The organism is Citricoccus sp. NR2 (genome assembly GCF_027594385.1).
In the GTDB taxonomy this organism is placed as follows: domain Bacteria; phylum Actinomycetota; class Actinomycetes; order Actinomycetales; family Micrococcaceae; genus CmP2.
This window is the reverse complement of the sequence record NZ_CP115154.1, coordinates 2,076,414-2,088,564: the sequence shown is the minus strand read 5'-3', so window position 1 is coordinate 2,088,564 and position 12,151 is coordinate 2,076,414. Positions and strand designations below refer to the sequence as shown.

General features: G+C 62.8%; 9 protein-coding genes. 2 read left to right on the top strand and 7 right to left on the bottom strand.

Annotated elements, in window-relative coordinates:
• Window positions 1–84 precede the first annotated feature (84 nt).
• Window positions 85–1,911 (top strand): AMP-dependent synthetase/ligase, encoded by a 1,827-nt coding sequence (locus O1A05_RS09820; protein WP_270105039.1) that lies wholly within the window; start codon window positions 85–87, stop codon window positions 1,909–1,911.
• A 33-nt stretch (window positions 1,912–1,944) separates the two neighbouring features.
• Here O1A05_RS09820 and O1A05_RS09815 read toward each other — a convergent pair whose 3' ends face one another.
• Window positions 1,945–3,357, bottom strand: a complete 1,413-nt coding sequence (locus tag O1A05_RS09815; protein ID WP_270105038.1) for a mycothione reductase — start codon at window positions 3,355–3,357, stop codon at window positions 1,945–1,947.
• A 104-nt stretch (window positions 3,358–3,461) separates the two neighbouring features.
• Entirely contained in the window at window positions 3,462–6,965 is a 3,504-nt protein-coding gene (locus O1A05_RS09810; RefSeq protein WP_270105036.1) for a pyruvate carboxylase, read from the bottom strand.
• A 232-nt stretch (window positions 6,966–7,197) separates the two neighbouring features.
• Here O1A05_RS09810 and O1A05_RS09805 point away from each other — a divergent pair, with 232 nt between their 5' ends.
• Complete coding sequence (locus tag O1A05_RS09805) at window positions 7,198–8,046, top strand: ParA family protein (protein ID WP_270105035.1); 849 nt, start codon at window positions 7,198–7,200, stop codon at window positions 8,044–8,046.
• Between the two features lie 121 nt (window positions 8,047–8,167).
• On the opposite strand, the gene O1A05_RS09800 is transcribed toward O1A05_RS09805, so the two are convergent.
• The 5 genes from O1A05_RS09800 to O1A05_RS09780 form a co-directional block, all read right to left on the bottom strand.
• A complete protein-coding gene (locus tag O1A05_RS09800; protein ID WP_270105034.1) occupies window positions 8,168–8,758 on the bottom strand; it encodes a MerR family transcriptional regulator in 591 nt (196 codons plus the stop codon).
• Between the two features lie 130 nt (window positions 8,759–8,888).
• Window positions 8,889–9,449, bottom strand: a complete 561-nt coding sequence (locus O1A05_RS09795) for a bifunctional nuclease family protein (RefSeq protein WP_270107548.1) — start codon at window positions 9,447–9,449, stop codon at window positions 8,889–8,891.
• 62 nt (window positions 9,450–9,511) lie between these two features.
• A complete protein-coding gene (gene ftsR, locus O1A05_RS09790; protein WP_270107547.1) occupies window positions 9,512–10,201 on the bottom strand; it encodes a transcriptional regulator FtsR in 690 nt (229 codons plus the stop codon).
• Between the two features lie 134 nt (window positions 10,202–10,335).
• The gene (locus O1A05_RS09785) at window positions 10,336–10,800 is read right to left on the bottom strand and encodes an FHA domain-containing protein (RefSeq protein WP_270105033.1); all 465 of its coding nucleotides are present in this window, start codon (window positions 10,798–10,800) and stop codon (window positions 10,336–10,338) included.
• Window positions 10,801–10,935: 135 nt separating this feature from the next.
• Window positions 10,936–12,096 carry an alanine racemase gene (locus tag O1A05_RS09780; protein WP_270105032.1) on the bottom strand — a complete coding sequence of 387 codons (1,161 nt, stop codon included), beginning with the start codon at window positions 12,094–12,096 and terminating at the stop codon, window positions 10,936–10,938.
• Between the last annotated feature and the right edge of the window lie 55 nt (window positions 12,097–12,151).

Below are 12,151 nucleotides of genomic sequence, written 5' to 3'. Positions count from 1 at the left end.
CTCGCCAACAGAGTTACTAGTCCGTAGAATTGTGATTTACTACACACTTGAGCCCGATTCACCACATACGACGAGGAGCATCCGATGAGAGAGTTCTCCACGGACAAGGTCATCCAGGTCCCACAGGATCTCAACACCACCGACCTCTTGGAACGACAGGTCGAACGAGACCCCGCGAACACGCTCTTCGCTGTTCAAGAAACCCCTGGGCAGTGGCGCGACATCAGCGCCGCCGAGTTCCATCGCGACGTCAAGACGTTAGCCCGAGGCCTGGCCGGCGCCGGCATTGAGCCCGGAGACAAAGTGGCCATCATGGCGCCGACCAGCTACGAGTGGACGCTGCTCGATTTCGCCATCTGGTACGCCGGCGCCATCACCATTCCGGTCTACGAAACTTCTTCGCCTTCTCAGGTCGCCTGGATCGTCGAGGATGCTGGCGTGAAGGCCGCCTTCTGCGCCACCACCTCGCACCAGCGCGTGGTCGAGACCGCCATCCGCCAGGAGAAGTTGCCAACACTATTGGCCACCTGGTTGATCGAGAACGACGGGCTCAACGAAGTGCGCGCCGCTGCGGACCATGGTCCGTCCGAGGAAGAGATGGAATCCCGGCGTGCCACCGCGAACCTCGACGATCTCGCCACGATCATCTACACCTCGGGCACGACCGGCAAACCCAAGGGCTGCGAGCTGACCCACGGCAACTTCACCGAGCTCACCTTGCAGACTCTGGCCACCGAACTCGGTGACGTCGTCAACCCCAACGCCTCCACCGTGATGTTCATCCCGCTGGCCCACGTCTTCGCCCGCTTCATCTCCGTGCTCGCGGTGGGCGCCGGCTCGCGCGTGGGCCACACCTCGGACATCAAGGAGCTCGTGGATGATCTGCAGTCGTTCCAGCCCACCTTCCTGCTGGCTGTGCCGCGTGTCTTCGAGAAGGTGTACAACGGCGCCAAGCTCAAAGCAGAAGCCGGGGGCAAGGGCAATATCTTCGAGAAGGGCGCCCACACCGCCATCGAGTTCTCCAAGGCACGCGAAAGTGGAAAGGTGCCGCTCGGACTCAAGATCAAGCACGCCGTCTTTGACAAACTGCTCTACGGAAAACTGCGTGACGCCATGGGCGGCCAGGTCACCCACGCCGTCTCCGGCGGCGGCCCCCTCGGTGCGCGACTCGGTCATTTCTTCGCCGGTATCGGCGTGAACATCATGGAAGGCTACGGCCTGACTGAGACCACGGCCCCGGTCACCGTGAATCGTCCTGGTTTGACCAAGATCGGCACGGTTGGGCTGCCGCTTCCCGGCAATGCCGTCAAAATCAACGAGGACGGCGAAATCCTGGCCAAGGGAGTCTGCCTGATGAACGGCTATCACCATCGCGAAGACCTCACGAAGGACGCCATCGACGCCGACGGCTGGTTCGCCACCGGTGACATCGGCGAGCTCGACGCCGACGGCTACCTGACGATCAAGGGACGCAAGAAGGAAATTATCGTCACCGCCTCCGGCAAGAACGTCGCACCGGCTCAGCTGGAGGATCAGGTCCGGGCCGACGCCGTAGTGTCCCAGTGCTTGGTGGTGGGCGAAAATCGGCCGTTCATCGCTGCGTTGGTCACCCTCGACGCTGACACGCTGCCGGGCTGGTTGGCCCAGAACGGCATCGACCAGAACACGCCGGTGGCTGAACTCGCCGAACACCCGAAGGTACTGGAACACGTCCAGTCCACCATCGATAAGGCCAATGAGTCGGTGTCACGCGCCGAGTCGATCCGTGCTTTCCGCATCACCCGCGAAGACTTCACCGTTGAGTCCGGGCAGATGACGCCGTCGCTGAAGATCAAGCGCGACGTTGTGGTCCGTGATTTCGAGGTCCTCATCGAGGAGATCTACTCGCAGAAGGACCCGAACAAGGCCTAATCCTTCATCACGACGCGCAGACGCTGCTGGGGCTCAGAGGTGACCGGAAACGGGAACTTCGAGCCCTAGCAGTGCGTTTTCCACCACTTCGGCCAGGGCAGGGTGAATCCAATACTGACCGCGGGCCATCGTGTGGGCATCCAGCCCAAACGACATGGCCTGTATGAGCGGCTGAATGAGGTTGGAGGCGTCCTCGCCCAGCAGGTGTGCGCCGACGATGAGTCCCGTGTCGCGCTCCGCAATGAGCTTGACCAGCCCATGGTCGTCTTCCATGGCCCAGCCATACGCCACCGCGCCGTAGTCCTGAACCTTCACGCTGATCCGGTCCGCCCCGTAGAGTGCCAGCGCTTCGGCCTCGGTGAGGCCTGCCGTAGCGATCTGTGGCCGCGAGAACACCGCCGAGGGAACCGGGGTCAACTCCATGGAGCGAAGGTCATCGGGGTGCTCCAGGTTATGAGCGACGACGCGCTGTTCGTGGTTAGCAACGTGCTTGAGCTGCCAGCTATTCACCACGTCACCGATACCCCACAGCCCCGGCACCGGCTGTCCAGCTGACAGGAGGCGTCCAAACGAGTCTGTGGCCAGGGTGCCATCCTCGCGCACATCGAGCCCGCCCTCGGACGCGGCCGCCACGTTCAAGCGGTCGGTGTTGGGAGTGCGTCCCTGAGCGATCAGCACCAAGTTAGCGTCTTCGCTAAAGTCAGACGTCGCCGACGCCTGATCACCGTACGCCGCGGTGAAGTTCACCCGCACCCGCTGCCCGGTGCCGGAGCCACCATCAGTGAGCGGTTCGATCGAGGACAGTACGGCACCGGTGCGCAGATCCCATTGGCGTGCGGCCAGTTCGGTGAAACGTTCTGAGATGGTGTCGTCGTGGCTACGCAGTAGCCGGGGCGATCGGTTGACCTGGACCACCTCGGAGCCCAGGCCCGAGAAGATGGAAGCAAATTCCGCGGCGATGAACCCACCACCGACGACAATGATTTTCTCCGGCAACTCATCAACGCGCATCACGGTGTCGGAGGTGTGCACCTGCGGCAGATCGATGCCGGGCACCACGGGCAGCACCGGACGGGAGCCGGCCGCCACCACGATGTTGTCGGCTTCGATCACCGCTCCGCCGGCGGTGGTCAGTTGCTTCGGTCCGGTGAATCGCACCTCTTCGTCGACCAAAGTGGTGTTGTCCAGCTCTTCGTCACGATAGCGACGGCCGCCGTCGGAGATGGCGTCGATCCGGGTGAAGATTCGATCACGTATCTCGCGCCACCGCGCCCCATGGGCCTCTAGATCAACGCCGAGCCGTGAGGCCTTTGCGGCCGAGGCAGCCAGTTGGGAGGGGTACGCGAACATTTTCGTGGGAATGCAGCCACGGTTGAGGCAGGTCCCGCCGAAAACGCCGGAATCGATGATCGCCACACGGCGGTCATCCCAGAAGGGCGTGATCATAGAGTTACCTGAGCCTGAACCAATGATCGCCAAATCGAAATGCGGAGTCATAGGTTCAGGGTAGCCCCTGATCACGCCCTTCTTCGGCGCAGGTCACACACCGTTCACTCGGGGCGGATCACGACCAGTAGATCGCCGCCATCGACCGGAGTTGCCTCACTGAGGACCACCCGCTCCACCGTTCCGCTCACGGAGGTCGTGATGCCGGCTTCCATTTTCATCGCTTCGATGGTGGCCACCGACTGCCCGGCGGTGACGGTGTCGCCTTCAGCCACGTTCACGGTCACGGTCCCGGAAAACGGAGCTGCCACATGACCGGAATTACCGGCCTCGGCCTTCTCTGCCGCACGCACCGTGGATTCCACCGAGTGATCGCGCACCTGCAGCTGTCGCGCCTGACCATTGAGGGTCAGCGCCACCTGGCGCATGCCCTTCTCATCGGCGTCGGTGATCGTCTGCAACTGCACGAGCAGTCGAACGCCCTTGCCCAGGGAGATGACATGCTCATGCCCACGACGCATCCCATAGAGGAAGTCCCGGGTGTGTAGCACCGAGGTGTCACCGAAGTTCTCCACGTGCTGCTGGTATTCGCGGGTGGGTCCGGGAAACAGCAGGCGATTGAGTGCTTCTCTACGCGGCTGGCCTGGTTCGGCCAGCAGCTTCTCGTCCTCTGCGCTGATGGTCTCATCCACCGGTTTGGAGACGGTCCGCCCTTCCAGAGCACGGGTGCGGAACGGCTCCGGCCAACCACCGGGCGGGTCACCCAGCTGGCCGGAGAGGAATCCTATCACCGAGTCCGGAATATCGTAGTCGCGCGGATTCTCGGCAAAATCGGCGGGATCGGCGTTGGCACCTACGAGTGCCAGCGCCAGATCCCCGACCACCTTAGACGACGGGGTGACCTTGACGATATTGCCCAGAATGTCGTTGGCGGCGGCGTACATCGACTCGATGTCTTCGAACCGCTCCCCCAGACCCAGGGCGATGGCCTGCTGGCGCAGGTTGGACAGCTGACCACCCGGGATCTCGTGCAGGTAGACGCGGCCCGTCGGTGCTGGCAGACCCGATTCGAAGGGTGAGTAAATCCCACGCACCGACTCCCAGTAGGGTTCCAGCGCTGTGACTGCTTCCAGGTCCAGACCGGTATCACGATCAGTGAGTTCGGTGGCGGCAACCAGGGCCGACATCGAGACCTGAGAAGTGGTCCCCGACATCGCGGCGACCGCGGTATCCACCGCATCGACCCCAGCGTCTGCTGCAGCAAGCAACGTTGCCAACTGACCGCCGGCGGTGTCATGGGTGTGAAGGTGCACCGGAACGTCAAAACGCTCACGTAGCGCGGTAACCAACCGGTGCGCCGCAGCAGGACGGAGCAGCCCCGCCATGTCCTTGATGGCCAGGATGTGTGCCCCGGCTTCCACAAGACGATCGGCCAACTGGAGGTAGTAGTCCAGCGTGTAAAGCTTCTCGTTCGGGTCGAGCAGATTACCCGTGTAACAGAGCGCGGCTTCGGCTACAGCGTTGGTCTTCTCCCGCACGGCTTTGATAGCCGGAATGACCTGGTCAACATCGTTCAGAGCATCGAAGATGCGGAAAATATCGACACCGGTGGCCGCGGCTTCCTCGACAAACGCTTCCGTTACCTGCTGCGGGTAGGGGGTGTAGCCCACGGTGTTGCGGCCGCGCAGCAGCATCTGAATTGGCAGGTTGGGCATTTCGGCACGCAGACGCTCCAGACGGTCCCACGGGTCCTCAGCCAAGAAGCGCAGGGCCACATCGTAGGTGGCCCCACCCCACGCCTCGACCGAGAACAGTCCGGGCAGGGTGTGCGCCAGCGCAGGTGCCGCAGCCAGCAGATCACGAGTACGCACGCGGGTCGCCAGCAGCGACTGGTGCGCATCACGGAAAGTGGTGTCGGTGACGGCCAGCGCCTTCTGCTCGCGCAACGCCCGAGCAAAACCCTCGGGCCCCTTCTCCAAGAGCACCTGGCGCCAGCCGTTTGGCGGCACCTGGCTGGAGGGACCGTCGAAGGGGCTTCGATCCGGTTCATCGGTCTTGTCCCCGGGGAACCGTGGCAGTTTGTCTCGGGGGTCGATGCCTTCGACGCGCGGCCCGTTGGGCTGGTTCACGGTGACATCGGCCAGGTACTGCAGTGCTTTCGATCCACGGTTCTGCGAACGGTTGACCTGGGTCAAGTGCGGGTGCTTGTCAATGAAGTCGGTGGCAACGTCGCCCTCGATGAACTGCGGCTCATCCAGCACGTTCATCAAGAACGGGATGTTGGTCGCCACACCGCGAATACGGAACTCGGCCAGGGCACGGCGGGTGCGGCGCAGCGCCGTCGCGTAGTCGCGGCCACGGCAGGTGAGCTTCACCAGCATCGAGTCGAAGTGTGGGCTAATTTCGGCTCCGGTGTAGATGGTGCCGCCGTCCAGACGGACACCGGAACCACCGGCAGACCGGTAGGCAGAAATCGCGCCAGTGTCGGGACGGAAATCGTTGGCCGGGTCTTCGGTGGTGATGCGGCACTGCATGGCCGCACCGCGAATGCGCAGCTCGTCCTGGCGGATGCCGATCTCCTCCAGCGACTCCCCCGCGGCGATGCGTAACTGAGCGGTCACCAGGTCAACGTCGGTGATTTCCTCGGTCACGGTGTGCTCCACCTGAATGCGCGGGTTCATCTCGATGAACACGTGCTCGCCGGCCCGATCACCGGCCGTATCGACCAAAAACTCCACGGTTCCGGCGTTTTCGTAGCCCACCGCTTCAGCCAGCTTCACAGCGTCGGCATACAGAGCCTGGCGAATGTTCTCGTCCAGGTTCGGGGCCGGAGCAATTTCGATGACCTTCTGGTGACGACGCTGCATCGAGCAGTCGCGCTCGAAGAGGTGGACGACGTTGCCGTGCTTGTCGGCGAGGATCTGGACCTCGATGTGCCGCGGACGCAACACGGCTTGCTCCAAGAACACCGTGGCGTCGCCGAAAGCGGTCTTAGCCTCGCGCATCGCGGCGTTGAGAGAATCTTTGAGCTGGTTTTCGGTATCAACGCGACGCATGCCGCGGCCGCCACCACCGGCCACGGCCTTGACGAAAATCGGGAAACCGATCTCGTCTGCTGCTGCCAACAGCTCTTCCACGTTGTCCGACGGTGCCGAGGATTTCAGGGTTGGCACCCCAGCCTCGCGGGCGGTCCGGATGGCTTCGACCTTATTTCCGGTCAAGTCAAGAATCTCGGGCGAGGGGCCCACGAACGTCAGCCCGGCGTCACGGGCGGCACGTGCCAGATCGGGGTTCTCAGAGAGGAATCCATAGCCCGGGTAAATGGCGTCACATCCGGAGTCGAGAGCGATCTGGACGATCTCATCGACATTCAGGTAAGCACGGACCGGGTGGCCTTCCTCACCAATACGGTAGGCCTCATCAGCCTTCTGCCGGTGAATCGAGTTGCGATCCTCATAGGGAAATACAGCGACGGTCTGAGCACCAAGTTCAAAACAGGCGCGAAACGCACGCACGGCGATTTCACCGCGGTTAGCGACCAGTACTTTGGAGAAGACCGGCTTGGTTTCCTCGACGTCGGAGGTCCTGACATGGTTGTTTTCGGACACAACGCCTCCTTCATGGGGTCGGAATCAGATAGCGACGGTGGAGCCCGGATCCGGCACCCCACATGGTGTGTGATTCTACACACCAATAACCACGATAACGGTGAATCGCGTCACACAACAGAATTCTGATATATCAATCTGCGGGCAGCTGTGCTTCCGCACGTGCCCTGGGTCAACGCGTTAGACTTGGGAGTTGACCGTTCAACCGGACTCGCGTGAGGACAGTTCTATCGTGCAGATCATTTCCATCTCCAGCTTGAAGGGTGGCGTCGGCAAGACGTCCGTGACGCTGGGCCTGGCCTCGGCGGCCAGAGCAGCTCGCATCCCCACTCTGGTGGTCGATATGGATCCTCACGCGGATGCGTCCACTGGGCTCGGAGTCCAACAGGACGCCGTCACTGTGGACTTGGGCACCATGCTGGCCAAGCCTCGCCGCTATCAGCTGGCTGACCACGTTCTACCGGCCGGGTGGAGCGAGAATGAATCCCCGCATGCCCCAGACACGGCAACCGCATCCACGCATCAGCCGATCCTGGATGTGGTGCGCGGTTCCTCACGCACGTCCATCTTTGAACGTCCCACCACTCGAACCCGGGAGCTGCGTCGGCTCTCTCAGCTGCTGTCGTCGGTGACCCGCTATGGTCTGGTCCTCATTGACTGCCCTCCCGCGCTGAACGGTGTCACCCGCATGGCCTGGGCCGCCTCCACCGATGTGCTGCTGGTCGCCGAGCCGTCGCTGTTCTCGGTGGCGGGCACAGAGCGCAGCATGCGTGCCCTGGATTTGTTCCGTCGCGAATATGCCCCCGCCGTGCAGTCGACCGGCGTAGTGGTCAATCGCGTGCGGATGGCGTCCAAGGAGCACAAGTTCCGCCTGGCCGAGATGTCCCGGATGTTCGGGGATCGACTGCTTCCGGTGAGCATCCCGGAAACTTCTAATTGGCAGCAGATCCAGGGCGCGGCATGGTCAGTACATGCTTGGCCGGGTGAGACGGCCTCACGTACCTCAAAGCTGTTCGATGAAATGCTCACCTCTGTCATGCGCCCGTCGAAGAATCGTCGTGAGAGGCGCCCCAGCGCCTAAACGCTGACTGTCGTTTTCATACGCGCTTAGCGCACCAGAGCCGCGGTTACCACCAAGGCAACCCCGGCTCTGCTGTGTATTAGAAAACTTGAGGAGATCGAGTGGTCGGCTCGGCGCTGGTTCAGGAGGCCGACTGACGACGGGCGTTGCGTCGTGCGGAGAGCTCATCGCCGGGGAACGAGTTGGAATCTTCTGATTCCAAGTGCTCGGCGGGCAGCTCCGAGAGCGAGCCTTCGACTTCGCGCCAGACACGCCCAACGGCAATGCCGTACACACCCTGCCCACCCTGGACCAGGTCGATGACCTCATCGGCCGAGGTGCACTCGTACACGGAGGCGCCATCGGACATCAGGGTGATCTGAGCCAGGTCATGGGTGCCACGCTCGCGCAGATGCTCCACCGCGGTGCGGATCTGCTGCAGCGAGACGCCGGTGTCAAGTAGACGCTTGACGACTTTCAGGACCAGGATGTCGCGGAAAGAGTAGAGCCGCTGCGTGCCGGAACCTTTGGCTCCGCGCATGGAGGGCGTCACCAGACCGGTACGTGCCCAATAATCCAGCTGGCGGTAGGTGATGCCCGCGGCTTTCGACGCCGTCGGGCCACGGTACCCGGTCTCTTCATCGAGCCACGGCGCGTCGTCATTGAACAGCACGCCCTGGGCGCTGGAGTCACCAGCACCCTGTGACGGCGAAGATTCGAATGTCGGAGTCACGAGGATTCCTCCTGGGTCAGTGGTTCCACGCGGGGGAAGTTTGAGAACTGCGGAACCGTCTGTGCACCACGCTAAGCCCACAACGTGCCGTGGTCAAAGATCTTCGGGGTGATGACACCCGTGTCGTGTCCTATTCGTGACCTTCGGCGAAGTCGTCCGGCGTGACGCTATTCAAAAACTCGCGAAAGGCGTCCATCGATTCTTCCCGTGCGGTCATCTCGGAGTCCACCTCGTCCATCTCCTCATCCTCGTCGATGTCGGCGGCTACTTCGTCATCAAAAGTGGCCGCGAGTTCTGCTGGAACACCGGCCTCGTCGATGACGGCCTGATCGCAATAGACGCTGACATGGCCGAAGAGGGCGCAGGCGATGGCGTCCGAAGCCCGCGCGTCGACACGTACCCCGCTACTCAACACGAGTTCTCCAAAGAAGACGCCATCTTCCACCGCGCTGATGCGCACAGACTCCAGGGTGTCTCCGGTGGCGTTGACCGCGTCGACCAGGAGTTGGTGGGTCATCGGGCGCGGGCTGGGCACCTGGTGCTGGGCCATGGCAATGGCGCTGGCTTCTGGTGCGCCGATCCAGATGCGGACCAGCACATCACGTTCGGTGTCGTGTAGGAGCACCATGGGCTGGTTGCCCGGTAGCTCGACACGGATGTCGAGGATGGTCATCTCCACATCGCTGTTCATGCTCACCGGTCCTTATGTTTGGGCGTACTGAGCTTCAATCCTACGCCTGCGGCCGGCTCAGCTCAGCTGTTGTCGGCCTCCGCGATGGCTTCAGAGACCAGGGCACCGTGCAGGGCGAGGCAGGCTTGGCTGATTTCTCGGGCGGTTTCTGCAACGCGGGCCCGAGCAGCAGCATCTCGGCGGGTGGCCATGGCCGCGGTGGCTTGCTCCACGAGTCCCATCTCACGGTCGGCGGAGACCCGGAACATCCGCAGGTGCCGGGCTTCGATGCCGTGCGAGGCAAGAATCACAGCAGAACGGACAGCCTTCAGGCTGTATTCCGAGTACCGCCCGGTTTCGTCCGGTTCGATCAGCCGGAACTGCTCAAGCGAGTCCATCAGTTGCGCGGAGGCGCCGGTGAGGCCTTGGATTTCGGCGCGGGTGAGCGGGCGGGTGTGACCGGCGATCTCTTGGGCCAGCTGATCCGAGACCGAGCGTGGCGTCAGAGTCAGCCCGCCAGGGAGGGACTCGGGATGCTCACCGGCATCGACGGCGTCGAGGTAGTCCTTGATCACTTTCAACGGCAGATACTGGTCGCGTTGCAGGGCCAGGATGAACCGCAGGCGATCCGTATCCGCTTCAGTGTATTTCCGGTAGCCAGCGGCGGTGCGCTGGGGTGTGATCAGACCCTTCTCTTCCAGAAACCGGATCTTCGAGGCGCTGGCCTGCGGAAAGTCTGCCTTGAGCGCGGCGAGCACTTCGCCGATGTTCATCACGGCACGGCGGGTGCGCGACGATTCGGCTGGAGTCAGTGGTCGGCGGGAGATGGATGGGGTCACAGAAGGGTCCTCGGCTACGTCAATCGGTCAGCGGTTCAGCGGCTCCTCGGTCCGGGAGCGCATTGTGCTTAGGACGCGGTGCGCTGAGTGCCGGAGTAGTAGGTCAGGCGGAACTTTCCGATCTGCACTTCCATGCCCGGTCGCAGGGTGATGGAGTCAACCCGGTCGTGGTTGACGTAGGTGCCGTTGAGCGAGCCGGCGTCGACTACGGTGAAGGCTTCGCCGCTACGCTCGAAACGTGCGTGCTTGCGGGAAACGGTGACGTCATCGAGGAAAATATCGGAGTTCGGGTGCCGTCCCACCGAAGTCACATCCTGGTCCAGCAAGAAGCGTGCGCCCTGGTTAGGACCGGCGTGGGCCACCAGCAGGGCCGAACCGACGGGCAGAGCGTTGATGGTTTCACGATCGCCGTCGGCCAGCGACGGATCAGCGACAGGTTCCAGGTCCGGCAGACCGATGCTCGTGGTCTGGGAAGCCACCTCGTCACCGTTGCGAACTTGCCCCTGTTCTGGGGTGAAACCGTTCTGTGACATAGCGCTCTGCGCTCCCTTCCCGCGCGCTAACCGTGTTGGTCACCGCGATTGACTCCTGAAGGCTCTATCCTAACGGTTTGGTCAAGATCGTGCACGGTTTCCGTCGAAGTCGAACATGAACACTGAGTGACGATCTCACCACCCATTACAGCGTGGCCAATTTTCGAGAATGCGGGTCGGATCTTCCGTGCGATCCACCACGGAGTACTCCTGGTACTGCGATGCTGTCGCGCACGCGTGGTTGGGCAAGACGCGCAGTCGGGTGCCGACAGGCAGTTCCGGCAGTTCTCCCCCGCTGCCGTGCCGTAGCTCGAGGATGCCGTGTTCCTGGCTGGCGCCGGTCATGAGCAGATCAGGGATGATCTCGCCGTCGAGGGTCGCCACGACCCCGTATCCCTGGTCGATTTTTTGGGCGGCGGTGCCGCGGTCGCGAGACATAGCCATCCACCCACCGTCGGTCAAAATCCACCCTTTTCCCGACTGATGCCCGATGACGGTGACGACGACGGACAAGGCGATGTCATCGAGATCGCACACCCCGATGCCGGCCATCACCAGATCGAAGAAAACGAAGTTGCCGGCGCGCAACTCGGTCATGCCGCCTTTTTCCGAGGGTGAGTGCGCAGTGGGGGTGGAGCCGGAGCTGAGTACAGGGCAGGGCATGCCGGCCTCGCGCAGGCGTTGCGCGGCGGTAATGAGGGCCGCGCGTTCGGCATCGGCGTCGCGGGCTTGGGCTTCGGCGCCGGTAGAAAAGTAGGACTCACCGGCGTGATCCAGTACACCGCGTAGTTCGGCACCGCCGTCGTGCAATATCCGCGCGATCTCGATCAGCTCGGGGCTTTCGGCACGGACTCCGGATCGGTGTCCATCGCAATCAATCTCGACGAGGGCGGGAATGCGATGCCCGGAGACCCGGGAAGCTGCTGCAACGGCCTCGGCCTGGTCGGTGTTATCCACGAGCACACTGAGGTCGACGCCGCGCGCGTGGAGAGCGACGACGCGGTCCAACTTGGCGGGGGCGAGTCCAACGGCGTAGAGGATGTCGGTGTAGCCGTCGTCGGCGAAATACTCGGCTTCGGCCAGCGTGGACACAGCAATCGGTTGTGGCCCCTCTCGGTGGACCCGGCTGGTGACCTCCACCGATTTCGAGGTTTTCACGTGCAGGCGGAGCGGGAGGTTCAGGTCAGCCAGTCGGCGCTCGAGTCGGTCAATGTTGGCGTCGATCACGGAGCGATCGAGCACAGCGAAGGGAGTCAACGGTTCCTGCAGCGTGGAGGACGGCGTGGTAGCGCTCATGCCGTCATCGTAGCCCCCAGGTACCGCGACTCCCTTCACGTGAGTGTCGCTCGCG